Source organism: Kluyvera sp. 1366, assembly GCF_054823405.1.
Genome location: NZ_JBTRDW010000014.1, coordinates 42,912 through 68,255, shown reverse-complemented (window position 1 = coordinate 68,255; position 25,344 = coordinate 42,912). Strand labels below are relative to the sequence as shown.

Annotated in this window: 25 protein-coding genes and 1 riboswitch; of the genes, 7 read left to right on the top strand and 18 right to left on the bottom strand. The window is 55.9% G+C overall.

The window, feature by feature from the left end:
* Window positions 1-5 precede the first annotated feature (5 nt).
* The 6 genes from kdpA to ACVLVH_RS22935 all read right to left on the bottom strand — a co-directional run bounded on the left by kdpA (window position 6) and on the right by ACVLVH_RS22935 (window position 5,403).
* On the bottom strand, window positions 6-1,685 hold the full coding sequence (kdpA, locus tag ACVLVH_RS22960; RefSeq protein WP_137386709.1) for a potassium-transporting ATPase subunit KdpA: 1,680 nt from the start codon (window positions 1,683-1,685) through the stop codon (window positions 6-8).
* Window positions 1,685-1,774 (bottom strand): K(+)-transporting ATPase subunit F, encoded by a 90-nt coding sequence (gene kdpF, locus ACVLVH_RS22955; protein WP_081113208.1) that lies wholly within the window; start codon window positions 1,772-1,774, stop codon window positions 1,685-1,687. The genes kdpA and kdpF overlap by 1 nt, the downstream gene beginning before the upstream one ends.
* A 109-nt stretch (window positions 1,775-1,883) precedes the next feature.
* Window positions 1,884-3,047: an HD-GYP domain-containing protein gene (locus tag ACVLVH_RS22950; protein ID WP_192236933.1), complete on the bottom strand. Its 1,164-nt coding sequence runs from the start codon at window positions 3,045-3,047 to the stop codon at window positions 1,884-1,886.
* 156 nt (window positions 3,048-3,203) lie between these two features.
* A complete protein-coding gene (locus ACVLVH_RS22945) occupies window positions 3,204-3,536 on the bottom strand; it encodes a HigA family addiction module antitoxin (RefSeq protein ID WP_101762746.1) in 333 nt (110 codons plus the stop codon).
* A gap of 43 nt (window positions 3,537-3,579) precedes the next feature.
* A complete protein-coding gene (locus ACVLVH_RS22940; RefSeq protein WP_101762747.1) occupies window positions 3,580-3,888 on the bottom strand; it encodes a type II toxin-antitoxin system RelE/ParE family toxin in 309 nt (102 codons plus the stop codon).
* A gap of 123 nt (window positions 3,889-4,011) precedes the next feature.
* Window positions 4,012-5,403, bottom strand: a complete 1,392-nt coding sequence (locus ACVLVH_RS22935) for an MFS transporter (RefSeq protein WP_192415487.1) — start codon at window positions 5,401-5,403, stop codon at window positions 4,012-4,014.
* 411 nt (window positions 5,404-5,814) lie between these two features.
* On the opposite strand from ACVLVH_RS22935, the gene ACVLVH_RS22930 reads away from it, so the two are divergent.
* Window positions 5,815-6,729 carry a sugar ABC transporter substrate-binding protein gene (locus ACVLVH_RS22930; RefSeq protein WP_192415485.1) on the top strand — a complete coding sequence of 305 codons (915 nt, stop codon included), beginning with the start codon at window positions 5,815-5,817 and terminating at the stop codon, window positions 6,727-6,729.
* Window positions 6,730-6,811: 82 nt separating this feature from the next.
* Here the strand turns inward: ACVLVH_RS22930 and ACVLVH_RS22925 are convergent, their stop codons facing one another.
* Window positions 6,812-7,306, bottom strand: coding sequence for a GNAT family N-acetyltransferase (locus ACVLVH_RS22925; protein WP_137386714.1), 495 nt, complete (start codon window positions 7,304-7,306; stop codon window positions 6,812-6,814).
* A 64-nt stretch (window positions 7,307-7,370) separates the two neighbouring features.
* On the opposite strand from ACVLVH_RS22925, the gene ACVLVH_RS22920 reads away from it, so the two are divergent.
* Window positions 7,371-9,203 (top strand): ABC transporter ATP-binding protein, encoded by a 1,833-nt coding sequence (locus ACVLVH_RS22920; protein ID WP_110867683.1) that lies wholly within the window; start codon window positions 7,371-7,373, stop codon window positions 9,201-9,203.
* Here ACVLVH_RS22920 and ACVLVH_RS22915 read toward each other — a convergent pair.
* From ACVLVH_RS22915 to ACVLVH_RS22890, 6 genes are all read right to left on the bottom strand, one after another.
* Window positions 9,200-10,324, bottom strand: a complete 1,125-nt coding sequence (locus ACVLVH_RS22915; RefSeq protein ID WP_192415483.1) for a GNAT family N-acetyltransferase — start codon at window positions 10,322-10,324, stop codon at window positions 9,200-9,202. The genes ACVLVH_RS22920 and ACVLVH_RS22915 overlap by 4 nt on opposite strands.
* A gap of 165 nt (window positions 10,325-10,489) precedes the next feature.
* Complete coding sequence (locus ACVLVH_RS22910) at window positions 10,490-11,272, bottom strand: YajG family lipoprotein (RefSeq protein WP_192415481.1); 783 nt, start codon at window positions 11,270-11,272, stop codon at window positions 10,490-10,492.
* Entirely contained in the window at window positions 11,256-11,852 is a 597-nt protein-coding gene (locus ACVLVH_RS22905; protein ID WP_192415479.1) for a hypothetical protein, read from the bottom strand. The genes ACVLVH_RS22910 and ACVLVH_RS22905 overlap by 17 nt, the downstream gene beginning before the upstream one ends.
* Window positions 11,853-11,902: 50 nt before the next feature.
* Window positions 11,903-12,685, bottom strand: coding sequence for a hypothetical protein (locus tag ACVLVH_RS22900; RefSeq protein WP_192415477.1), 783 nt, complete (start codon window positions 12,683-12,685; stop codon window positions 11,903-11,905).
* On the bottom strand, window positions 12,669-14,627 hold the full coding sequence (locus ACVLVH_RS22895; protein WP_498950171.1) for a lipase family protein: 1,959 nt from the start codon (window positions 14,625-14,627) through the stop codon (window positions 12,669-12,671). Before ACVLVH_RS22895 ends, ACVLVH_RS22900 begins: the two co-directional genes overlap by 17 nt.
* Before the next feature lie 177 nt (window positions 14,628-14,804).
* Complete coding sequence (locus ACVLVH_RS22890) at window positions 14,805-14,969, bottom strand: MbeD family mobilization/exclusion protein (RefSeq protein ID WP_110867689.1); 165 nt, start codon at window positions 14,967-14,969, stop codon at window positions 14,805-14,807.
* A 208-nt stretch (window positions 14,970-15,177) separates the two neighbouring features.
* Between ACVLVH_RS22890 and ACVLVH_RS22885 the strand changes: the two genes are divergently transcribed.
* The 3 genes from ACVLVH_RS22885 (at window position 15,178) to ACVLVH_RS22875 (ending at window position 17,735) form a co-directional block, all read left to right on the top strand.
* Window positions 15,178-16,077, top strand: coding sequence for a LysR family transcriptional regulator (locus ACVLVH_RS22885; protein WP_110867690.1), 900 nt, complete (start codon window positions 15,178-15,180; stop codon window positions 16,075-16,077).
* A 99-nt stretch (window positions 16,078-16,176) separates the two neighbouring features.
* Window positions 16,177-17,118 (top strand): glutathione S-transferase family protein, encoded by a 942-nt coding sequence (locus ACVLVH_RS22880; RefSeq protein ID WP_192415473.1) that lies wholly within the window; start codon window positions 16,177-16,179, stop codon window positions 17,116-17,118.
* 11 nt (window positions 17,119-17,129) lie between these two features.
* Entirely contained in the window at window positions 17,130-17,735 is a 606-nt protein-coding gene (locus tag ACVLVH_RS22875; protein WP_192415471.1) for an alpha/beta hydrolase, read from the top strand.
* Here ACVLVH_RS22875 and ACVLVH_RS22870 read toward each other — a convergent pair.
* The 3 genes from ACVLVH_RS22870 to ACVLVH_RS22860 all read right to left on the bottom strand — a co-directional run bounded on the left by ACVLVH_RS22870 (window position 17,732) and on the right by ACVLVH_RS22860 (window position 20,353).
* The gene (locus ACVLVH_RS22870) at window positions 17,732-18,529 is read right to left on the bottom strand and encodes a sugar phosphate isomerase/epimerase family protein (protein ID WP_192236925.1); all 798 of its coding nucleotides are present in this window, start codon (window positions 18,527-18,529) and stop codon (window positions 17,732-17,734) included. The two genes, ACVLVH_RS22875 and ACVLVH_RS22870, sit on opposite strands and share 4 nt — an antisense overlap.
* A 106-nt stretch (window positions 18,530-18,635) precedes the next feature.
* Window positions 18,636-19,013 (bottom strand): fluoride efflux transporter CrcB, encoded by a 378-nt coding sequence (crcB, locus tag ACVLVH_RS22865; RefSeq protein ID WP_101762757.1) that lies wholly within the window; start codon window positions 19,011-19,013, stop codon window positions 18,636-18,638.
* Between the two features lie 90 nt (window positions 19,014-19,103).
* A riboswitch (Fluoride riboswitch) is annotated at window positions 19,104-19,179 on the bottom strand.
* A gap of 145 nt (window positions 19,180-19,324) precedes the next feature.
* Window positions 19,325-20,353, bottom strand: a complete 1,029-nt coding sequence (locus tag ACVLVH_RS22860; RefSeq protein WP_498950167.1) for a zinc-binding alcohol dehydrogenase family protein — start codon at window positions 20,351-20,353, stop codon at window positions 19,325-19,327.
* A 135-nt stretch (window positions 20,354-20,488) separates the two neighbouring features.
* On the opposite strand from ACVLVH_RS22860, the gene ACVLVH_RS22855 reads away from it, so the two are divergent.
* Both ACVLVH_RS22855 and ACVLVH_RS22850 read left to right on the top strand, forming a co-directional pair.
* On the top strand, window positions 20,489-21,391 hold the full coding sequence (locus ACVLVH_RS22855; RefSeq protein WP_101762759.1) for a GntR family transcriptional regulator: 903 nt from the start codon (window positions 20,489-20,491) through the stop codon (window positions 21,389-21,391).
* Window positions 21,392-21,565: 174 nt separating this feature from the next.
* Window positions 21,566-22,918, top strand: a complete 1,353-nt coding sequence (locus tag ACVLVH_RS22850; RefSeq protein WP_222235040.1) for an MFS transporter — start codon at window positions 21,566-21,568, stop codon at window positions 22,916-22,918.
* Between the two features lie 409 nt (window positions 22,919-23,327).
* On the opposite strand, the gene ACVLVH_RS22845 is transcribed toward ACVLVH_RS22850, so the two are convergent.
* The gene (locus ACVLVH_RS22845) at window positions 23,328-24,242 is read right to left on the bottom strand and encodes a LysR family transcriptional regulator (protein WP_110867695.1); all 915 of its coding nucleotides are present in this window, start codon (window positions 24,240-24,242) and stop codon (window positions 23,328-23,330) included.
* A 2-nt stretch (window positions 24,243-24,244) separates the two neighbouring features.
* Complete coding sequence (locus ACVLVH_RS22840; RefSeq protein WP_498950164.1) at window positions 24,245-25,300, bottom strand: dipeptidase; 1,056 nt, start codon at window positions 25,298-25,300, stop codon at window positions 24,245-24,247.
* Window positions 25,301-25,344 lie beyond the last annotated feature (44 nt).

The following is a 25,344-nucleotide window of genomic DNA, read 5'->3' as shown; positions in this document are numbered from 1 at the left end:
TTCCGTTATCCCTGAATTAATTGCAGATGTTCCGCGACCGGGCCCAATGCCAGCGCGGGGATGAACGTCAATGCGCCCACCAGCAAGACGGTGCCAATCAGCAGCGCGATAAACAGCGGGCCGTGCGTTGGCAGCGTGCCGTTGCCGACTGGCTGAATTTTCTTCGCCGCCAGCGAACCGGCAATCGCTAGCACCGGAATGATGATGCCGAAACGGCCCACCAACATGCAGAAGCCCAGCAGCAGGTTCCAGAACGGCGTGTTAGCGCTCAGTCCGGCAAAGGCGCTGCCGTTGTTATTGGATGCCGAGGAAACCGCGTACAGCACTTCGCTGAAGCCATGAATACCAGGATTGGCCATACCGGCGCGACCGGCGTCGGTCATCATCGCCAGCGCGGTGCCGAGCAGCACCAGCGTTGGCGTCACCAGGATCGCCAGCGCGGTCATCTTCATCTCCCATACGTCGATTTTTTTGCCCATGTACTCTGGCGTGCGACCGATCATCAACCCGGCGATAAACACGCCAAGCAGCACGAACAGCAGCATGCCGTACAGGCCAGCACCGACGCCGCCGAACACCACTTCACCCAGCTGCATCAACCACATCGGCACCATGCCGCCGAGCGCGGTGAAGGAGTCATGCATGGCGTTAACCGCACCGCACGACGCCGCCGTGGTGATCACCGCAAACAAGCTGGAGTTGAGAATGCCGAAGCGCGTCTCCTTGCCTTCCATGTTGATGGCGCTGTCTGCGCCGAGCGCGAGGAAGTGCGGATTACCACGCAGTTCGGCCCACATCACGGCGATCACCGCCAGCACAAACATGATGGTCATCGCCCACAGCAGCATGTGGCCCTGACGACGATCGCCCAGATGCTGACCAAAGGTGAAACAGAGCGCCGCCGGGATCAGGAAGATGCTCAGCATCTGCACGAAGTTGGTCAGCGCCGTCGGGTTTTCGAACGGATGCGCCGAGTTAACGTTGAAGAAACCGCCGCCGTTGGTGCCGAGCATTTTGATCGCTTCCTGCGACGCCACCGGCCCGAGCGGCAGCGTCTGCTGCGCGCCTTCCAGCGTGGTGAGCGCATGGTAAGGCTCGAAGGTTTGAATACTGCCCTGGCTGACGAAGAACAACGCGATAACCAGGCTGATCGGCAGCAGCACGTAAAGGGTAATGCGCGTCAGGTCACGCCATGCGTTGCCGAGCGTATCCAGCGAACGGTTGGCAAAACCACGAATCAGCGCAAACGCCACGGCGATACCGGTCGCCGCCGACAGAAAGTTCTGCACCGTGAGGCCCGCCATCTGACTGAAATAGCTCAGCGTGCTTTCCCCAGCGTAGGATTGCCAGTTGGTGTTGGTAACGAAGCTGATGGCGGTATTGAGCGCCAGATCCCAGCTGAGATTAGGCAGATGCTGCGGGTTCAGCGGCAGCGCAGCCTGCGTCATCAACATCAGCAGCAGCAAGGCAAAACCCAGCGCGTTAAACAGCAGAATCGCCAGCAGATAGTGCGGCCAGCGCATGGCATCGCCGTCGGCACCGGCCAGTCGCCACAGCGCGCCTTCGGTGCGCGGCAGCAGCGGCTTGTCAGCCACAAACAGGGCGAGATAACGTCCCAGCGGTTGTGCCAGCACCATCAGTACCAGCAGAAACACCGCAATTAGCATGAATGCATTCGCCGCCATCAGAATGCCTCCGCATTAAGCAGGGCATAAATCAGGTAGCCCAGAAGAACAAACACCAGCACGATGCCGGCTATCACGCCCACGCTCACAGCAACCTCCAGAGGATTTTGGTAGTGCTGCAAGCATGCGCGGCGCGGCATAAAGAAGAGGTAAAAAGGCGGGAAGCGGGCGTAAATAAAGTATAAAAATGGTGAAGAATTAAGCGCTTTCTAACGCCCAGATGCGGTTCAGATCGATGTTCTGCCATAAGCCGCTGTCTTCCGCGCCGGTGATGCTGTCGGTGCAGAAGCTGTCGCCAAGATCGAGCGCTTCCGGTTTTACTTCGCGCTGCGCGTGCAGCGACCAGAACACATGCACTTTGGGCTTGAGCAGCGATTTTTCTCCCGCCTGTACCACCAGCGCCACGCGCCCGGAAGCCAGTCGCACCAGCGATCCCACCGGATAAATGCCGATGGTGCGTACGAAGGCGTGCAACAGCGTATTATCGAAATGGCCACGCCAGCTCAACATGTTGTGCATCGCTTCGGCAGGCGTCCAGCCTTGGCGATAAGGACGATTCGAGGTAACGGCATCATAGACGTCGCACACCGATGCCATGCGCGCATACAGTGAGATTTCGTCGCCTTTCAGTCCGTGCGGATAACCGTTGCCGTCATACTTTTCATGGTGATGCAGTGCGATATCCAGCAGATCTTCACCGGCATTGGCTTCCATTAGCATCTGCGCGCCCACAATCGGATGCTGACGCATCACGGTGAACTCTTCATCGCTGAGCTTGCCGGGTTTGTTGAGAATCTCCAGCGGCACCGCGGCTTTACCCACATCATGCAGCAAACCGCCCATACCAACGCGCCGCAGCTGATGCTCATCGAGGCCCATTTTTTTGCCGAGCGAGATCATCAAACCGCACACCGCCATTGAGTGCAGATAGGTGTAATCGTCGTGATTCTTCAGGCGCGCCACGCTCAGCAGCGCCGTGGGTTCGCGGGTGATCGAACCGGCAATTTGATCAACCAGATCAAGGGTGTAATCGAGGTCGAGGCCTTGCCCCATGCGCGCCTCGTTAAACATCGCCAGCACCTGCGGTTTCCCCTGATTGAAGATGCTTTGCGCCTGATCCATCTCCTGGAAAAACGGGGTTTGAGGAATCTCTTTTTTCGGCGCAGGCGTGACGGGTGCCTGTACCGATTTGTCGAGATCGATCCATAACTGCAGGATCCCCTCATTGCGGATCATCGCGATCTGGCGTTTATCAGTGATCAGCATTTGGTTGCGAATGCGCTTATCTTTGACCCACCAAACCTCCAGTTTGTGGATAAACATTCCCTGCCGCAGTTCGTCAACATTAATCAGCTTTATCACGATATCGCTCCTTAATATCAGTGGGTGGTAAGGAGGTATCGGCAGCTGAGCAAAAAATCTTCAGAGTGGATTTGTGCGATCGGTGAGGTTTGCGAGAGGGGTGCGTATAAATGCGAATTTTACGTCGTTGGATCGCCATTTATGGCGACCATGATTTTAGGCTACAACCGCTGAACGTTGCGCCAGAAAGGCACTTAACGGCGTTACCCTGCTCAACTCTTCCTGTGTTCTGGCATCGTTTTCCACTTCCCATAGATCCAAATGGCGCTGCAGATTCAGCCAGAAATCGACTGAAGTATCGAAAACAGCTGCCAGCCTATAGGCCATTTCGGTGGTCAGTTTACGGTTGTTATTCACCAATGCACTGACTGTATTGCGGTGCACGTTCAACATCTCTGCCAGGTCATTCACTTTGAGGTTAAGCGGCTCGAGGAACTCGTACTGCAGAACATCGCCAACGCTGGTCGGTTTACGCATCGCCTGTTTCATTGTTGCTTCTCTTTAACGGTTAGCAGTTGGCCACAAGTGGCTGCTAGCGGTGTTTACGATAAGTGTGTGGATCGAGATAGAGATCTCTTGCCGTGCCATTAACCCATTGAAAAATTAGTCGATACTGCTCATTTATCCGTATTGAATAATATCCCAATAGCGGAGGTCTTAAGGCCTCAAAGCGATTACCCGGTGGTGAACGCAAATCATGATGCGATGTTGCGGCATGGATGATGTCGAGCTTGCGCGCCAATGCGGACTCAATCATGGCCGGGATATGCTTATGCGGCGTTGCATAAACAAAAAATAATCGCAGCCAATCATCCCTGAAACTGTGAATTGAACCCTTCATCTGCCGCCACACCTAATGTAAACATGGCAGGCAATTTATTGCACTCACGCACTGTGCTCAAGTGCAATACTTAACATCATAACGAATTTCAGATCGGGATTCCAAAAAAATATGATCCAAGTATTAAACCGCTTTAATGCCTTCCTCCTTCTCCTGCTTTTCATAAGAGGCTGCGGAATTTTGCTCCTCACCAACACGTTCAATCGGTCCCATCACCAGCAGGAACAGCAGTGCGGCGACCACGCAATGCGCGCCGACAAATACCAGCCCGATGCTGTAGCTGCCGGTCAAGCCGACGATGATGCCAAACAGCAGCGGCGTGATAAAACCCGCCATATTGCCGATGCCGTTAAAAATCGCGCCCGCCAGGCCAACCGCTTCTTTCGGTGCGGTATCGCTGACAATCGTCCAGGTTCCGGCGCCCGCCGCCACGCCTTTGCCAAAGAAGGCGAACGACATCATGGCGATAATGCCGACGTTGCTGGGGATCACCGCGGCCAGAACCAGCGATGCCGCCATCAGCATGCCGACGATATACGGCGTTTTACGCGCCCAGGATAAACTCCAGCCGCTTGCCAGCAGTTTGTCGGAGATATAGCCACCGCTGATGCCGCCGAGGAAACCAAATACCGCCGGTGCGATGGTGGCAAAACCGGCATCAAGAATATTCATGCCGCGCGCCTGCACCAGATAGATCGGGAACCAGGTGATGAAGAAGTAGCTCAACGCGATGATGCAATATTGGCCGATATAGGCGCACCACAGCATGCGGTTGCTGAGCAGCTTCCTGAACATTGCTTTGCTCAACGGCGGACGCGCTTTTAGCGTTTGTGCCGAATCGATATCAACCAGCGCGCCGCCCTGCTCAATGTAGCGCAATTCATTTTCCGAGACCTGCGGATGATGGCGCGGGCTGCGCATTAAGCCCATCCAGACAAACACTGCCAGCACGCCAATGCCGCCCAGCACAAAGAACGGCCATTCCCAGCCGAAGCGCGACACCAGCCAGCCGGAAAGCGGCGAAAAGATGGCGACGGCAAAATATTGCGCCGAGGCAAAGAGTGAAGAAGCACGGCCGCGTTCAGCGCTGGGGAACCACATGATCACCGCGCGCGCATTGGCGGGAAAACTTGGTGCTTCAATCAGGCCCAGCGCGAAACGCAGCGCAAACATCAGCGTCAGCGCCATGGTCATGCCGCTAGAGAACTCGCCGACAAAACCCATCAGCAGCGTGGAGATCGACCACAGCGCCAGCGTCACGCCATACACTTTTTTAGTGCCGAAACGATCGAGAAACAGGCCGCCGGGGATCTGGCCGATCACATAGGCCCAGCTAAATGCCGAGAGGATCAGGCCAAGCTGGATCGCCGAAAGTCCAAACTCATCTTTGATCGCCGATCCTGAGATCGACAGGATCGAGCGGTCGGCATACGCCACTACGGAAAGAAACAGGATCAGGCAAAGGATCCCAATACGTACGTGGCTGTTCTGTGGACGATGATTGGCTTTTTGCATGGGCTGAATTCCTCAAATGAAACATGCCGGAATACCGCTTTATTTCCCTGTTGAGCAACTATAGAAAGCAGTTTCACCCACGGTCATTGTGCGAATGGCGGAATCGACGGCGCAAAATAGCGCCAGATTTAGCCGCTGGCACAAGGTGAGGTGCGGTGCTGCACAGAACCTCAAAAATCAGCAGGCTGTTGCACCGCAATGTGCGCCAACTCTAAGAAAATCCTTCGCAGTGCAACTATGAGCGCGCAAAGTAAGACGCACCCGAGAGCAAAGTGTGCGCTTAGCTGCAAAATCCAACCTTGCTGATTGTCAGCCGGGTGGCGGGCTCGTAGGCTGAAAATGATTTCATTGAGCCATTTTTAATATCGATGAAACATTCATTCTAATAACAAGCTTACTCTGGAGTCTGCGATGAAAATCCTCAAGGCGATGATGTTGCTCGGCCTGCTATCGACGTCACTATCGGCGCTGGCGGAAAAAATTGGCGTGTCGATGGCCTACTTCGATCAAAACTTCCTCACCATTATTCGTCAGTCGATTGATAAAGAAGCCAAAGCGCGTGGACTCGATATCCAGTTTGAAGATGCACGCGGCGATGTCGGACGTCAGACCGATCAGGTGCAGAGTTTTATCGGTGCGGGCGTGGATGCGATCATCGTCGATCCGGTCGATTCCGCCAGCACGCCGCAGCTCACCAGGCTGGCGCAGCAGGCAAAAATTCCGCTGGTGTACGTCAACCGCACGCCGGGCGATAAATCGCTGCCGGCCGGCGTGGTGTTTGTCGGCTCCGACGAGCGTGAATCCGGCACCTTGCAGATGGAAGCGCTGGCGAAAATGGCTAACTACAAAGGCAATGTGGCGATCATGATCGGTAACCTGACCGACGCCGGTGCGCTGCAACGCACCAAAGACGTTGAGCAAGTGGTGGCGAAATATCCCGGCATGAAAGTGGTACAGAAACAGCCCGCCAACTACGCGCGCAATGAAGGCATGGATTTGATGAATAGCTGGCTGGGCAACGATGAAGCGATTGATATCGTTGCGGCTAATAACGATGAGATGGCGATAGGCGCGGCCATGGCGCTGGCTAAAAGCAATAAAAAGGTGCTGATTGGCGGTATCGATGCTACGCCAGACGGCCTGAAAGCGCTGTCGCAGGACAAAATTCAGGTCACGGTTTTCCAGGATGCGGTCGGCCAGGGCAAAACGTCGGTGGATGTGGCGCAGAAGCTGATCAAAGGCGAGAAAGTGGATTCACACGTGTGGATCCCGTTCGAGCTGGTGACCAAAGAGAATATGCAGAAGTACGTTGAGAAGAGTCAGTAAAAGGTCAAACGCGAGCGATGAATCGCACCGCTACGAATGCGTGCACAATTCCGTAGCGGCGCAATTTATTGCGCAAAACCCATCAGTTTTTTAGTTTAGCCATCTGCACGATATCGTGATATTCGCCGTCGCGCAGGCAGGCTTTGCGCTTCACGCCCTCGCGCTCGAAGCCCAGCTTTTGATACAGGCGCAGCGCGCGTTCGTTATCGTGAAACACTTCCAGCTCAATGCGCATGATGCCGAGCCAGTTGTAGGCGTAATCGATGGCGTGGCGAATCAGCTTTTCACCAATGCCGCGCCCGCCAAACGCCGGATCGACGCTGATACCAAAACTAATGCTGTGACGCGTACGCGGACGCTGTTCGACAAACAGCGTGAGCTCACCGACCATCGCACCCTCAATCTCCGCAACAAAGCCGATGTATCCCAGCTCATCCATCTTTTCGAATTTTTTCTGCCAGGTCGCTATGCTCGGACACGGCAACTGCGTGGTCCAGCGATAAACGTCAGGATGGCTGTATAGGCGTTGGTAGGCGGCGGCATCGCCCGGCTCACGACCGCGAATGTGTAAATCCATATCGGTAATCCCTTTTCACTTGCACTAAGCTGTTAACTCTCACCATTTCGGGAAGAGTGATTCTATGTTGTATCGCCGTTTTGAACGTTTTATCAATATTTTCCAGGATGCGCCAACCGATTCCCCACCCGCCAGCGTCTGGCCGTTCTACTTCTACTATCTGCGTCAGGTGTGGCCGAGCTTTGTCGCGCTGCTGATTGTCGGGCTGGCACAAGCACTGATCGAAGTGGCGCTGTTCAGCTATCTCAGCCGCATCATTGACCTGGTTAATCACTCGACGCCCGCCTCGCTGTTCAGCGATAACTGGCAAATATTACTGTGGATGGGTTTTGTCGCGCTGATTCTGCGGCCGGTGGTGATTGCTGCGCACGATATGCTGGTGCATCAAAGTATTAACCCGAGCATGACCAGCATGATCCGCTGGCAGCATCACAACTACGTGCTGCGTCAAAGCCTGAATTTCTTCCAGAACGATTTTGCCGGGCGCATTGCCCAGCGCATCATGCAAACCGGTAACTCGCTGCGTGATTCGGCGGTACAGCTGGTGGACGCCATCTGGCATGTGGTGATTTACGCGGTGACCTCGCTGGTGCTGTTCGCCGAAGCCGACTGGCGCTTGATGATTCCGCTGGTGATCTGGATTGTGGCTTACAGCGTGTCGCTGAGCTTCTTTGTGCCGCGCGTTAAACAGCGTTCGGTGGTGTCATCGGAAGCGCGCTCGAAATTGATGGGCACCATTGTCGACGGCTACACCAACATCGCCACCATCAAACTGTTCTCGCATAACGATCTGGAGAAGCGTTACGCGCGCGAAGCCATTCAGGAGCAAACCGACAAAACCCAGCACGCCAGCCGCATGGTCACCACCATGGATATCACGCTCTCGACGCTGAATGGCTTGCTGATTGTCAGCACCTCCGGCCTGGCGCTGTGGTTGTGGAGCCAGTCGCTGATCAGCGTTGGCGCGATTGCGCTGGCGACCGGTTTGGTGATCCGTCTGGTGAACATGTCCGGCTGGATCATGTGGGTGGTGAACGGCATCTTCGAAAACATCGGCATGGTGCAGGACGGCCTAAATACTATCGCGCAGCCGCTGAGCGTGCAGGATGAACCGAATGCGAAAAACATGCAGGTGACGCGCGGCCAGATTCGTTTTGAGGATGTGCGCTTTGATTATGGCGGCAGTCGTCAGGTGATCAATCGCCTCAACCTCAACATCAAGCCGGGCGAGAAGATCGGTTTGATTGGCCCGTCCGGGGCCGGTAAATCCACCCTGGTGAATCTGCTGCTGCGGCTGTATGACATCAACAGCGGCCGTATTGTGATTGACGATCAGAACATCGCTGAAGTGACGCAGGAAAGCCTGCGCGGACAAATCGGCATGATCACGCAGGACACGTCGCTGCTGCATCGCTCAATTCGCGAAAACCTGCTGTATGGTCGTCCGGATGCGACGGAAGAGGAGTTGCAGGCGGCGATTATCCGCGCGCGCGCCGACGAGTTCATTCCGCTGCTTTCTGATCCGCAAGGCCGCACCGGGCTGGATGCGCACGTGGGCGAGCGCGGCGTCAAGCTGTCGGGCGGTCAACGTCAGCGTATCGCCATCGCGCGCGTGCTGCTGAAGGACGCGCCGATTCTGATCATGGACGAAGCCACCTCGGCGCTGGATTCCGAGGTGGAAGCGGCGATTCAGGAGAGCCTGGAAACGCTGATGCAGGGTAAAACGGTGATTGCTATCGCCCACCGTCTTTCCACTATTGCCAAAATGGATCGTCTGGTGGTGCTGGAGCAGGGTGAGATTGTCGAGATGGGCAACCACCGCGAACTGCTGGCGCACGGCGGACTTTACGCGCGCCTGTGGCAGCATCAGACCGGCGGTTTTGTCGGCGCGGATTAATCTCCACGCCGATACGGTAAGGCGTCGCGCGCTTCAATCGCCCAGCCGCGCACGCCTTCCCGTTCCTGCAGCAGAAAATCCGCCACCGCATCGCGCAAGCCGGGATGACACAGATAGTGCCACGAGTGGGTAATGTGCGGCTCAAAGCCGCGCACCAGCTTATGCTCGCCCTGCGCGCCCGCATCAAAACGCTGCACACCTTCCGCGATGGCGAAATCCATGCCCTGATAGAAGCAGGTTTCAAAATGCAGCCGATCAAACTCCGCCAGACAGCCCCAATAGCGGCCGTACAGCGTGCTGCCGTCCATTAAGCAGAACGCCATCGCTGCCGGTTGCCCTTGTAGCGAGGAAATCACCACGCGAATCGAATGCGGCATGCGCTCCGCCAGCAGGCTAAAGAAGTGGCGGGTCAGATAGGGCCGCTGGCCGCGCACCGCGTAAGTGTTGGCATAACAGGTGTAAACAAAATCCCACTGATCTTCGCGCAGCTCATCGCCGCGATACCAGCTGAATTCAAAGCCGCTGCTCATCACCTGCTCACGCTCTTTGCGCAGCTGTTTGCGCTTGCGCGACATCAGCGTGTCGAGGAAATCCTGAAAATCGCGGTAGCCTTTGTTATGCCAGTGATACTGCAAGCCGAGGCGCTCCAGCCAGTCTGGCTGCTGCTGCATGATGTGGTTGGCGAACGGCGTGGTGAAGTTGATGTGCGCGCCGCTCAGACCGTGTTGATAGAGGTTATCCGGCAGCACGCTGAGCAGTTTCAGCACCGCTTCTTCATCGCCCAGCAGGCGTGCGCCAGTCACCGGACTGAACGGAATCGCGCCCAGCCATTTCGGATAGTAAGGAATACCGGCGCGCTGACAGGCATCCGCCCACGCATGGTCGAACACATATTCACCGCGCGAATGGCGTTTGCGATAGCCCGGAATCGCGGCACGCAGCGTGCCGTTTTCGCGCCACAGCAGGTGATCCGTCTGCCAGCCGTTTTCGGGCCGCACGCTGCCGCTCTCTTCAAGTGACAAGAGAAATGCGTGGCGTAAAAACGGTTGATCGTCAGGTAACAGCGCATCCCATTCGACGGCGGAGATCTCCGCCAGCGACGACAGATGTAGCAAAGACATTCACGGCTCCCGGCCTGATGAAAGCAGGCGCCTAGTTCAACAGGTTTTCCCGCGTGGGAAAAGGTGCAGCGCACTGAATGTGTACGGGAACGGGTTCAATCCAAGAGATTACGCGCAGAAAACAAGGATCTTTAGAAGATCCTTTTCAGAATTATAAACAAGCAACTATTTCATCAAAAGTAGCTTGTTATAATCGGGATAGATGTCCTTAACTTTCCCAGTACTTCCATCAGAATAAGTGGCCGTGAGATCGCCTGGTGCCGGATTTGGTGGCGTCAAAGTTACTGTTTTTGTCAGATATAATAATGGATTAATAGTTATATTCCTCGAACCATAAAGTCTGTAATGTCGACTCCACTTCAGATAATCAGGATCACCACCAAATAATTTCAAGGTAACTTCATGGTCGCGATGATAAGTGATCATAGGAAATAACTCAGTTTTTAACGTAATATCGCCATGAGCTTCCCGCTTTCTGCCGGAACCTTCTCCGCTTCCATAAGCCTGATCATCAAAACCAAAAACATAGCTTGTTGGAATAATATGTTTCCCCGAAGCTAACGGAATATTCCCTTTAAGCTGTATATCAATCCTTATAGCACTGAGTTTCCACTTACACTCTCCTCCCCCATAAACGGCGATTCGCGCCTGTCGGATATCACTGTTTCCATGAGGTTGCAAAGTCACTAGCTGAGGATTCAGCCCTCTGACCGTAGTCACATGCGACTCAGTGGTGTTGTCATAGACCTCTTTCCGACACGTCTCTGATCGGTACAAGACGTCCATTGGGATCACTTCCGTCTCAGGAGGCAATTTCACAGCCACAGTGACCCACTCCGTGCTGGCGGGCGGATTAATGGTAAAATCCGGGCGACTGGCGCAACCGCTCAGCGGCAACAGTGCAATTGCCGGAAAAAGCGCCGCGAGCGTTTTAGTTAGACAGTTCAACTTCTTCCTCCGCAACCGATTTGAAACGAATGAGAGCATTTTCACCACCAGGATACTTTCGGGTAATAATCAGCGAATGCCCTACCATATCCTGCAGGACCAGGAACATCCGGTTTCGCTTCAGCTCCTCCGGGGGAGAGCTGTCACCGAATGTGTCCATCTGCTGCCTGAAGTCGGCCCTGTACGTTTTACGGCTGAGCTTCCGCGCCGGATCAGCTATCTCGAGCAGCTGGTTATTCAGAAACGGGAGGTACTCTTTCACCATCGAGTGCCGAACGGGGTTGCTCGCGTGGTCAAAAGCGGGGTTGGTATTGCGTGGGAAAATCTTCTGAATATCGGCCATCGGAAACTCGCTGATAAACGCCTCCTGCGCCTCTTTCGCCTCCTCGCTTTCTGTCTCTGCCATTGACGGAACGAGGAACAGCTTCACCTTGTACTGCTGGCTGTATTTCAGCCGTCTGCACGTATTCGGATTCATCATCACTCTGCATTCTTCGAATGAACCGGTCTGGGTAGTGCGGAAGAACACCACCGGCTTACCGTGGTGCCAGTAGTGTTCCCCGATATACAGCCCTCCCATCTGCGCCGGCAGTTCGGTGGTCAGAGTCCAGAAAAAGCCTAACTAGCTATTCATTTCATCGACAACAATTTTTCATAATCTGGATAGATGTACGGAAGTATCCCTGTACTACCATCAGGATAAGTTGCAATAAGATCGCCGGGAAGCGAGTTTGGAGGAACGACTCTCACGACCTTCGACATATGAATACTCGGCTCGATCACTATTTTACTAATGCTGGAAACGCGATAATACCTTTTCCATTTTTCATCACGAATATCTCCCCCGAACAGTGTAATTACCATCTCACCATCCCTATGAGACTGAATCAAAGGGAAAAAATCAGTCTCAAACCGTAAGTTTCCCACCACGTTTTTGGGGTTACCGTACCCAAATGCATTACGGTATCCTTCATCATCGAAATCAAAGACATAACTTGTCGATATGATGTTCTTTCCATTTGCTAAAGCAGATGTTTTTGATAGCTGTATCCCTAATCGTATGCCGCTCAGCTTCCAGCCACATTTGCCTCCGCCATTCAGGGCTATCTTCGCTTCCCGGTAGCCACTGCTGTCCGTCTGACTGAGAGAGACAAGTTGTGGGTTAACCCCCCTGACGGTAGCCATATGCGACTCGGAGGTATTGTCATAGACCTCTTTCCGACACGTCTCTGAGCGGTACAAAACATCCAGCGGCAGCGCCTCCGTTTCCTGCGGTAATTTTACGGTCACAGTCACCCAATCGTTACTCACAGGAGGGTTCAGCGTATAGTCCAGACGACTGGCGCAGCCGCTCAGCGGCAACATTGCAATTGCCGGAAAAAGCGCCGCGAGCGTTTTAGTTAGACAGTTCAACTTCTTCCTCCGCAACCGATTTGAAACGAATGAGAGCATTTTCTCCGCCAGGATACTTTCGGGTAATAATCAGCGAATTCCCCACCATATCCTGCAGGGCCAGGAACATCCGGTTTCGCTTCAGCTCCTCCGGGGGAGAGCTGTCACCGAATGTGTCCATCTGCTGCCTGAAGTCGGCCCTGTACGTTTTACGGCTTAGCTTCCGCTCCGGATCAGCTATCTCGAGCAGCTGGTTATTCAGAAACGGCAGGTACTCTTTCACCATCGAGTGCCGGGCGGGGTTGCTCGCGTGGTCAAAAGCGGGGTTGGTATTGCGTGGGAAAATCTTCTGAATATCGGCCATCGGAAACTCGCTGATAAACGCCTCCTGCGCCTCTTTCGCCTCCTCGCTTTCTGTCTCTGCCATTGACGGAACGAGGAACAGCTTCACCTTGTACTGCTGGCTGTATTTCAGCCGTCTGCACGTATTCGGATTCATCATCACCCTGCATTCTTCGAATGAACCGGTCTGGGTAGTGCGGAAGAACACCACCGGCTTGCCGTGGTGCCAGTAGTGTTCCCCGATATACAGCCCTCCCATCTGCGCCGGCAGTTCGGTGGTCAGAGTCCAGAAAAAGCCTAACGTGGCGCCGAGAGGCCCAAACTTGCCGTACAGCCAGTTGTCCAGATTGGCATCAAACGGCACGCTGGTGATGGTGTCGCTGTCGTTGACGTGCCGGTAATGGGTCACCTGATACAGGCGGCCTACCGCGTCTGCGGTGAAGGTGCGCGGCATACCGTAGGTGTAAAGGAGCGGTTCAAAAGCCTTCATCTCCGCCGCATAGATCAGCCCCAGAGCCCCACCAAGGCTGTGCCCGCAGATGTATAATTTCTTACCTTTATCCAAGATACCTTTGATATCGCTAAACTTATCTCCAAACCGCTCCTTAGCCAGCCGGTAAGCATCCAAAAAACCGCCGTGAATATGACCGGCCTCCGAAAGTTCAGGGGGACAGCGCTGCGGCGAAAAAGACAAATCGACGAACCAGTCAGGAGCCTCCTGGGTTCCCCGCCATGACACCACCACCTTTTCCGCGTTTTCCACGTAAAAAAGCTGCGTGCTGTCGAGCAACGGACGATTAGCAGCGCCCTCCCTGAGCTGACTGGAGTCCAGGAATTCAGCAGCGGTATAACGCTGACTGAACGGCACGTCAACGACCAGAGCCTGAGAAAACGACGGAAAGTCGATGTATTCGGGCGTGCGGGACAGATCCAGACACTGTTCAAAAAAGAACTGTTTTATGACCGTATCACCGCCCTTTGCGTAGGCCATATCGGCCATCACCCCAAGGTTATAGCCGTTCGCCAGCGAGTAATCTTTCGTGTCGTGCAGCACCAGCGACCACGCCCGGAATGGACAGACTTCGATGACATGTCGCTGATCCAGGCCTTCCCGCGCAATCGGCGTCCCTTTCATCACATCGCCGCTGGGGAAATGAAACCGGGGTGGTTCATTCTCTTTACAGTTATCAATCACTGGAAGCCGGTCGCAGAGCTGACCGATTGTCACGTAGTGGTGCCGCTGGCCGGCCGCATCCGCCTTTTTCTGCACGTCTGACTGCCATGTAAGATCCCGGGTGGCCGGCCTGGAACGGTTTTTACTTTCCGGATGGCTGTTCGGGTTGCGCCTGACGCCCAAGGGGCGCTGCTCCATCTCGTCAGCCAGCTGCTGCCCGTCAGCTTTTACGTTAACGCCGATCCAGTACAGGTTATCAAACCGCACCAGGCCCTGGCTGTCGGTGACGCCGACCGGCGGATTTGGCGGAGGCGTCGGATCGTAGCCGTCTTTGCCAAACCGTTTTGACGCAGCCACCTCCGCAGCCGTAGCCAGAGGATGATATTCAAGACTGACGTTCAGTCCGGAAACCGGCACGTTGTTTTCATCAACAAACTGCAACTCCATCCAGTATTTCCGGGGTTTACCCCGGCACAGTACGGTTTTAGATTTGGGTACAACGCTGGTTACACAGGTGTTATCGCCAACTATCTCCATTCCAATTCCATTTGGTTTATAGGGTTAATGGGGGTTAATCATACCCCATTAGTTTCACACCTGAATTACTTTATTGAAAAATGGTCTTTAGATCAGACAGCCTCGCGGGTGAATCGAACATAACATCCGTTGCGTAGTGCCAAACATCGTTTGCAATTCCCCTAAGGCGGCGTCCCACTCCCTCATCCGCAGCGAATAGTCCTGCTGTAGCTGCTTTAATGCGCTCAGCAACTGTTTTTCCAGCTTTGTCATCGTTCGTTACTCCTGCACCAGTCTGACTGCGTTCTGCTTCGATTTCCCTTCCCCGACCGTCTAGCCCGGTGCGGCGGTTATCCACAGCGGACCGGCGCGATTTTGTAGGGTTGCCAGTCATGAACTGCACCCCAAATGCACAGTGCAGAATTTGACACGGGCGGCCCGCAGGCCGCACCCTACGATTTTCTCGTCAGCTGGAATGTTCATGGATCGCCTCGATTGTGACCGCATGTTTGTCGCCGTGCTGGAAGTCGGCAGCTTTGCCGGTGCGGCTGAACGCCTCGGTACCAGCAGCGGCCAGGCGTCGAAACTGGTCTCCCGGCTGGAGCAGGAACTCGGCGTGCAGCTGTTTAAACGCAGCACGCGCGCGCTCTCGCCCACCGAAATCGGTCGCGCCTATTACGAACGGGTAAAAACGCTACTCGAAGCCTTTGATACGCTGGATGCTACGGTGCGCGACAGCGCCACTACGCCGAGCGGCCGCCTGAAGATCAGCGCGCCCGGCACCTTTGGTACTGCGGTGTTGGCCAGCGTGCTGGTGGAGTTCGCGCGTCATTATCCGCAGATCGAACTCGACGTGAACTTCTCCGATCGTGCAGTTAACATTGTCGATGAAGGCTTTGATATGGCGATCCGCATCGGCAAGCTTGATGACAGCAGCCTAATCGCGCGCCGCCTCGGCGATGTGCCGATCCGCGTGGCGGCGTCTTCCGGTTATCTGCTGCAACACGGCACGCCACAGCACTGGCGCGATTTGGCGGCTCATCAGTGCATCAGCGATACCAACTTCCGCGATCCCTGGCATTGGCCGTTCGTGACACCGTGCGGCGACAGCGTCAGCATGCCGATTCGCGGTCGTCTCTGTTTCTCCAATACCGAAGCCTGTTTGCAAGCAGCGATCGCCGGATTGGGCATTGCGCGGCTACCAGGTTTTATTGCCGCGCCCGCCCTGCAGCGCGGTGAAATCGTCTCGCTATTAGAGGAATTCGCCACGCCGCCCATGGGCCTGTTCGCGCTCTATCCGCCGGCGCGTCATCTGGCGCAGAAAACCCGGCTGCTGATCGATTTCCTCGCCGCCCATTTCCAGCACCATCCGCCCGGCTAATTCCTTCCATTTTGGAAGCAATGAAAGCCATTTTGCCCGGATTATCGCCTAACCAGCAGCGCTGTATGCTCACTTCATCAACACTGAGGAGAGAAGACGATGCTGGTAAACGGTAAGTGGAGTGCAGAGTGGCATCCGGTGCAAGCCACCGATCAACAAGGCGGATTTGTGCGCCAGACCTCCAGTTTTCGTCACTGGATTAGTGCAGATGGTTCCAGCGCATTCGCTGCCGAGCCGGATCGTTATCACCTCTATGTGGCGCTGATTTGTCCGTGGGCCTCGCGCACGCTGCTGGCGCGCAGTCTGAAAGGGCTGGATAAGGTCATCAGCGTGTCGGTGGTTGAGCCGCAGCTCGGCGCGCAAGGCTGGCGCTTCGGTGATTATCCTGGCGCGGATCGCGACTGGCTGAATAAAGCCGAATACCTTCACGAACTCTACACCCGTGCCGATGCCGATTTCACCGGCCGCGCCACCGTGCCGGTGCTGTGGGACAAAAAGACGCAAACCATCGTCAATAATGAGTCAGCCGATATCCTGCGCATGCTGAACAGCGGCTTTGGCGCGCTGGCGGACGATCGCATCGATCTTTATCCCGAGGATCTGCGCGCTGAGATCGACGCGCTAAACGAATCGATCTATCCGCGCCTGAATAACGGCGTCTATCGCGCCGGTTTTGCTACCACGCAGGTGAGTTATCAGCAGGCATTCAACGATGTGTTCAGCCAGTTGGATGAGCTGGAGCTGCGTTTGCAGGATGGCCGCACTTTCCTGCTCGGCGAGCGCTTAACCGAAGCGGATATTCGCCTGTTCGTCACGCTGGTGCGCTTTGACGCCGCCTATCACGGCCTGTTTAAATGCAACCTGCGCCGCCTGCGCGACTATCCGCTGCTCGATCGTTATCTGAAGAGTATGCTTTCGGTCTCTGGCGTGCGTCAGACAGTGAATATCGATCACATCAAGCAGGGCTATTATTCAATTAAAGCGCTGAATCCCAACGGCATTGTGCCGGTTGGCCCGGATATGGCGGCCTACGATTTATAAGGAACAGGGCGATGGCAAAAGCGTTAGTGATTTTTTTACATGGCGTCGGCAGCAACGGCGATGATCTCGCGGTGCTCGGCGAACATTGGGCTCGCCTGCTGCCGGATGTGGCGTTTGCCTCGCCGAATGCGCCCTATCCTTTTGAACACGCGATGGGATATCAGTGGTTTAGCCTGACCGGCATCACGCCCGAAAACCGCCCGGCGCGCGTGCGTGAAGCGCGCGCGGCCTTTGATAACACGCTGCAGCAGCTGATGGCGCAGCACGGCATGGCGGATGTGTGGGACAGAGTGATTCTGGTGGGCTTTTCGCAGGGTTCGATCATGGCGCTGGATGCGCTGGCGTCGGGCCGTTATCCGCTGGCTGGCGTGGTGGCCTTTTCCGGCCGTCTGGCATTTGATGGCGCACTAACGCCGCAGCCGTATACGCCTGCGCTGCTGATTCACGGCAAATCCGATGAGGTGATTCCGTTTAGCGAAAGCGTATCGGCGGAGCAACGTTTACAGCAGGCTGGCGTGACGGTGGAAGCGCGTTATGAAGCGGCAACCGGCCACACCATTTCATCGCAGGGTGCGATGGATGCCGCCGGTTTTATTGCGCAATGTTTACAGGATTAAGGCCAGTAACGATTTAACGCCTGCCACGCTTTTTGCGCAGCCACGTCTGCTGGCTGCGCCTTCAACTTATCGTTGAACACTTCAATGCCGACCGGCCCGCTGTAACCGGCACTTTTCAGCTTATCGACAAAGCGTTCCACTTCGATGATGCCATCGCCCGGCAACAGGCGCTGGTGACGCGCGTACTCGCTGAGCGGCTGCTTATCCTGCGGTGGCATGTCGGCCATATCGCACAGCTGCACTTCGTAGATACGGTCAGCGGGAATGCCATCCAGCTGCGACGCATCGCCGCCTAACGCGCAGATGTGGAACAGATCGACCACCAAACCGATATTCGGCTGGTCCAGCCGTTGCAAGCGTTCCCACGCCAGCGGCAGCGTGTTATCTACGCTGCACCACGCCATCGGCTCATACATGATGCGCATGTTGTAGCGCGCGGCTTCCGATGCCATCCAACGTAAATCTTCATCAATACGCGCCGCCACACAATCTTCACGCGTGCTGGCCGGTGCCTGAATGGTGTCGCAGCCGATGGTTTGGGCAATCTGAATGAACTGACGCAGCTCTTCGCGTTTTTGCTGGCGGTCGCGATCCGGTGCACCGGTGAAATCGCGCAGCACCTGCACATTGGTGAAGCCAAGCTGCAACTGCTTCGCTAACTGTGGCGTACTGGCTTGCACATCGTCGCGCCAGATCTCAACCTGATCAAAACCGGCGGCGCGTGCGGCACGCAGCTTCTCCTCAGGTTCACCGTTTAACAACACCAGGTTAAGGAATTTAGGGTTACAACGCATGACACAGCTCCTTAATCGTCCGGATAATCGGTGACAAATTCTGTGCGTCACGCGCACAGAATGGCGATCAGTATCTACCTCTGAGGAGTTATTTCAAGCGCGATGGTTATCCCAGCAGATTGACCGCGGCAAAACCGGCGAAAGTCATCAGCAGCGAACCAATAACATGCACCATCACGCTCGACATCGCCCAAAGGTATTTACCTGATTGTAGCAACCCAACAATTTCTGCAGAAAAAGTGGAAAAGGTGGTTAAGCCGCCACACAAGCCAGTGACAATTAACAGTTTCCAAAAGGGATCGATATGCGGATTACGCACAAAGAAAGCCAGTGCCGCACCGATGATAAAACCGCCCACCAGATTCACCATCAAGGTGCCGGGCGGCAAATTGGGAAACAGCGCGTTGAAACGTAATGAGATCAACCAACGCAGCGTACAGCCCACCGCACCGCCCAGCACCACCGCCAGTAACGATTTCAACATAGTTTGGAGCTCCTGATATGAATGACGCGCAGGGCCGCGGCAGGACAGAATAACACCTGACACACCGCCGTCTCCCGCGCAGGGATACGAGTGTTGTCAGGCGTCATCAGCCGTCTGTGACCAGAACGGCGGTTGGGGAAGGTGGCACGCCATCACCTTAGGCGGGAGATAATACGCTGGCTTGGCAATGCAGACAATATGGTGAAGGAGGCACAATGGTGTCGCGGCGCGATCTATCGCGCGCATCAGTGAAGGCACCGTGCCAACCCCTCTTGGCGCAATAAATTGCGCCGCTACGGTTGGTGCCAATATCAACGTTCGAAGTGAATCACGCCCTTAATCAGTTCCCGGTTGTTAATCACATCCGCTTCAAAGCGATCTGCCAGGGTAGAAAAATCATAATGGCGATTGAGCATCATGTCGGCACGAAGCTGCCCGTTCGCCATCAGTTCGCCTACTTTCGCGAAATCTTCCAGCGTGGCGTTGCGGCTGCCCAGCAGCGTGGTTTCCTTTTTGTGGAACTCGATATCCGGGATCACCAGATCGCCTTTATGCAGGCCGACAAACACGATGGTGCCGCCGTGACGAATCAGTTTCACCGCGCCGTTCATCGCCGCTGGGCTGCCGGTGGCATCGATCACTTTGGCCGGCAAACGCCCACCAAATTCCGCCCGCAACTGCGCCTCAAAATCGGCGTCTAATGGATTCACCGTCGCCAAACCCAGCTTCTGCGCTACGTGCGCACGGCGTTGCTCGCTGGTGTCGGCCACCACCACATTCGCCCCCGCCGCCGCCGCAATCGCGGCCACGCCAAGGCCAATCGGACCTGCGCCCACCACCAAAACCTGCTCATCCGCCGTAACGGCCGCACGGCGCACCGCATGCGCGCTGATGGCGAAGGGTTCAATCAGCGCGGCGGCTTCGGGATCAACCTCATCCACCGCCAGCAAATTGCTGGTCGGCGCGCTGAGGAATTCGCAGAAACCGCCATCCTGATGCACCCCAATCACCGAGATTTTTTCGCAGCAGTTGGTTTTGCCACTCAAACAGGCATCGCACTGCTGGCAGGCAACGTAGGGAATCAGCACCACGCGCTGGCCCAGCCTGAAGCCGCTGGCCTGGCTGCCGAGTTCCACCACTTCACCACACAGCTCATGCCCCAACACGCGTGGATAGCTGAAAAACGGCTGATTTCCGGCCCAGGCGTGGATATCGGTGCCACAAATGCCGGCGGCGATCGGTTTGATCAGAACTTCATGGGCGGCGGGCGTCGGCTTCGCGCGCTGCTGCCATACCATCTGGCGCGGCTCGGCGACTACCAGCGTTTTCATCATTGTCATTGGCTTCTCCTGTGCTGTTGTCGCAGTTATGGCGAAAATCGCCGATGGCAGCGTTTTGCATTGGGGGAAGTGTGAAGCCAACCGCTTTTTTTGGGCTTTGTATGGTTTTTAATAGATAAAAAACCGGAGACGCGTATGAGCCGCAGCCAGAACCTACGTCAGAACGTGATTAACCAGATGCTGGAAGGCATTGCTAAACGGCATATCCGTTCGCCGTTGCCCCCGCAGGCGGCGCTGGCCGAGATGTTCAACATCAGCCGCACTACGGTGCGCCACACTTTGCAGCATCTGCATGAGCGCGGCGTGCTGGAAAAGGTGGATGAAACCTACGTTATCGTGCGCGATCCCAGCGAAGAAGATGGTTTTAACGCCCTGACGCCGCCGATCGATCAGCAGGCGCTGCAGTTTGAGCAGACCTTTTTCAACCTGATTAATCAGCGTCAGCTGATGCCGGGCGATACCTTTAGCGAGCTGCAGTTAGCCCAGCAGGTGAAGGTCAGTCCGGTTGTGGTACGTGAATTCCTGCTGCGCTTTATGCGTTATGACCTGCTGGAACCGGTGAAGCGCGGACAATGGCGCATGAAGAAGTTCGATCAGAAGTATGCCGAGAACCTGTTTGAGCTGCGTGAAATGCTGGAAACCCACGCGCTGACCCGTTTTCTCAACCTGCCTTCGCAGGATGAGCGCTGGATGCAGGCGCGCGACCTGCTGGATCGCCATCGTTCGATGCGTGACACCATCGCCAGCAATTACCGCCACTTCGCCGCGCTGGATAAAGAGATGCACACGCTGATTCTCTCCGCCGCCAACAATCCGTTTTTTAATCAGTCGCTGGAGATTATTTCCGTGATTTTTCACTCGCATTATCAATGGGATGAAACCGATCTTAAGCAAAGAAATATCGTGGCGCTGGAGGAACATATGGCGATTCTGACAGCGCTGATTAGCCGTCAGGATGTCGAAGCGTTATGTGCGCTACACAATCATCTCGGCACCGCCAAGACATCGATGATCCGTTCGATCCGCCAGTACAATTAAAAACCGATTAAAAACCACAAAGCATTAGCTCCCGCACGAATCTGAAACATCTCCGCAACATCCCGATCTGATTGCTTCTAGTCTCGAAGTCTATCCGTTGGGGCAGCACCGTTTTGCTGCCGCAGGATCCCACACAAACGCATAACGATAAGTACCCAGATCCGGGAGGTCGCAATGGAAAATACTTCGGCTCGTGGCCGCGAAAACGCGCCACAACCGGCTGCAGACGGGCAAGATTTTATCCCGGCACGCAGTGACGTGGTGCGCTCGCCGCGCATCAGAAAGATCCAGATTACCGCCATGCTGCTGCTGCTGTTCGCCGCCATGATCAACTATCTCGACCGCAGTTCGCTGTCGGTGGCCAATATGACCATTCGGGGAGAACTGGGTTTATCCGCGACAGAAATTGGCGTGCTGCTGTCGGCCTTCTCGCTGGCGTACGGCTTAGCGCAGCTGCCGTGCGGTGCGCTGCTCGATCGCAAAGGGCCGCGCATCATGCTGGCGATTGGTATGTTCTTCTGGTCGCTGTTCCAGGCGGCCGCCGGTTTGGTGCATAACTTCACCCAGTTTATTTTGGTGCGTATCGGCTTAGGTATTGGCGAAGCGCCGATGAACCCGTGCGGCGTCAAGGTGATCAACGACTGGTTCAACATCAAAGATCGCGGCATGCCGATGGGCATGTTTAACGCCGCTTCGATGATTGGCTTGTCGATTGCGCCACCGATTTTGGCCGCGATGATGATGGTGATGGGCTGGCGCGGCATGTTTATCACTATCGGCGTGCTCGGCATGTTTCTCGCCATCGGCTGGTATCTGATGTACCGCGATCGCGATAACAACACGCTGAGCGGTGAAGAGATTCACTATCTGCAGGCGGGCAGCGTGGCATCGCGCAAAGAACCGCTGAGTTTTGCCGAGTGGCGCGGCCTGTTCAGGCAGCGCACCATGTGGGGCATGATGATTGGCTTCAGCGGCATCAACTACACCGCGTGGCTGTACATCGCGTGGCTGCCGGGCTATCTGCAATCCACTTATAATCTTGATCTGAAAAGCACCGGTTTACTGGCCGCGATTCCATTCCTGTTCGGCGCGGCGGGCATGCTGCTGAACGGTTATGTGGTCGATGCGCTGGTGCGTCGCGGCCATGATGCGGTGAAGGTGCGTAAGATCTCAATCGTCACCGGCATGCTGTTGTCCGCCGCGTTTACCGCCTTTGTAACGCGTGCCACCGACACCACCAGCGCGGTCACCATGATTGGTATGGCGCTGTTCTGCATCCACTTTGCCGGTACATCGTGCTGGGGTCTGATTCACGCCAACGTCACGGCGCGCATGACCGCCTCGGTCGGCAGCATCCAGAACTTCGCCAGCTTCGTGTTCGCCTCGTTCGCCCCGGTGATCACCGGTTGGGTGCTGGATACCACCAAGTCGTTTAGCCTGGCGTTGATGATTTGCGCCGGTGTGACGGTGGTGGGTGCGCTGGCCTATTTGCTGCTGGTGCGTAAGCCGATTACCGATGGGGTTTGAATGGTCGCCAGGAATGGCGTAATACATGTCAGTTAAGCGCAGTGCGACTTTCGTTCGCCTCGTACTGAGGCAGTTGCAGCACCTTCGTGCGGCGACCGAGCAGAGGGCGTCTGGCCACGCCCTCTGCACTCCCAGGCCTTGCGCCAGCCCAACCCGCCGCTTCGCGGTACCTTCACTCATTCACGATTCCTGACGGACCGGTGTCGATTCGCTCCTGCTCAACGCCACCTCTCGCCGCATCCATGCGGCTCGTCCTGGAATCCCTCAATCGTTCAGCGGATTGGGATGTCGCCTCAACACCCTCGCTGCAGCAGCAATGCGTTTTCTTAATTCACAATCGCTATAAGCTCCGTAAAGTCGCCATGCATGGCGACCGGATGCCTATGAATATGCGCACCGGCAATTGGCGTTATGCCGGGTGGGTGAAAAACTGCGATTCACACTGGCGCGCGATCTCCCACAGCTTGTTGCGAATCACCTGTTTCAGCTGCAGCGTTGATTGCGACTGCGGCTGATCGCGGCGACTGATTAACATCACTTCAAACGGTAGCGGCTGCGCGACCGGTAACAACTTGAGCTGGTCGGCATAACGGCACGCGGTAAACAGATCGACAATCCCGACGCCGCCGCCCGCCAGCACCATATCGGCAATCACCGAATAGGTTTTAATCGACAGCGATACCGCCGGATTGAGCCCTTTATCGCGCAGCGCGCGGTGCAGCACCCGACCAAGCGGATCCTGATTCTGCATCATCAACAGGTTGTTGGCGCACAGCCACTCCAGCGTCACCGGCTCATGGTGGGTGTGATCGCGCGGCAGCAACGCCACCATCGACGACTGAAACAGCGGTTCCGCCAGTAAATCGGCATCCACCTGCTGACCAAACACCAGCGCGAAATCGAGCTGATTATCCATCAGCATGCGGCACAAGGTGCTGAAGTGCTCGGTGACCAGTTCCACGCTGACCGACGCCGCCTGTTGCCGCCAGTTCACCAGCGCGGGTGCTAATACCATCTGACCAAACGCATGCGCAGCACCGACGCGCACCGTTTGCCCTTCGCCGCGCCGCAGTTGCTCGGTCAGTTGGGTAATCGCCTGTAAACGCTGATAGATATCTTCCACTTCCGGCAGCAAGCGCCTCCCTTCTGCCGTCACCACCATGCCCTGCGCGCGCCGCTCAAACAGCGCAAAACCGAGCTGCTGCTCGGCGTGATTAAGCACGCGGCTGACATTCGGCTGCGACACATTTAGCAAACGCGCCGCCGCACTGATGCTTCCGGTCTGCACAATCGCCTGAAAGACTTCGATATGCCGCAGCCGCATGATTATTCGCCCCAGGTGGCTTCAAGCACGCGCAGCCAGTTGCCGTGGCAAATCTTCTCCAGCAGCTCACGCGAATAGCCCCGCTGCGCCAGCGCCTGCACCAGTAGCGGGAATCCGGCCACGTCCTTCAGATCGCCTGGCATGGTGGCGCCATCGAGATCCGAACCAAAACCGACGCCCTCTTCCCCCACTTTTTCCAGCAGATACTCAACGTGACGCACGATGGCATCGACGCCGGTCGGCGCATGACGATCGCCATCTTCACGCAGGAACGGCACGGCAAAATTGACGCCGACAAAGCCGTTGGTTTCGGCAATCGCCGCCAGCTGGCGATCGGTGAGATTACGCGACTGCGCGCTGAGCACATGCGCGTTGGAGTGGCTCGCCACCAGCGGCGCATCGCTGATTTCCGCGGTGTGCCAGAAGCCTTTCTCATCCATATGCGACAAGTCGACCATGATGCGGCGGCGATTACAGTCGCGCACCAGCTGCTTGCCCGCAGCCGTCAGGCCGTTGCCGATATCTGGCGACGAGGGATAGAAGAACGGCACGCCGTCGCCGAACTGATTCGGGCGGCTCCACAGCGGTCCCAGCGTGCGCAAGCCGCTGGCATACAGCATGTCGAGCAGCTCGCCGTGGGTATCCAGCGCTTCCGCACCTTCGACGTGCATCACCACCGCTAACACCTTGTTCACCATGCAGTGACGAATCTCGCGCACGCTGCGGCAAATCTTCACCTGGCCATTCGAGGCCTGCTCAATGCGCAGCAGCAGCGCCAGCATGGAAAACGTCGCGTCGCGCGCTGAGTTGATAATTTCCTGAGGAAAATCTGCGAGGTCTGGCGCACTTCTTGCAATCAAAGGGTGGGACGGCACCCAGGTGGCGAAAATGCCACCTGCCATATTTCCCTGACGGATACGCGGCAAGTCCATTTGGCCCGTTTTGGTGCCAGTAAAAAAGGCATTAACCGCGTCCGGCTGATGGTGCTGCCACAGCTTATTCAGCACGTCGTTGTGGCCGTCAAAGACCGGAATATCGAGGGTAATCGAGTCAGACATGTTGTTCAGTTCCATGTTCGGGGGAAAGCGCAGCACTGCCAGCT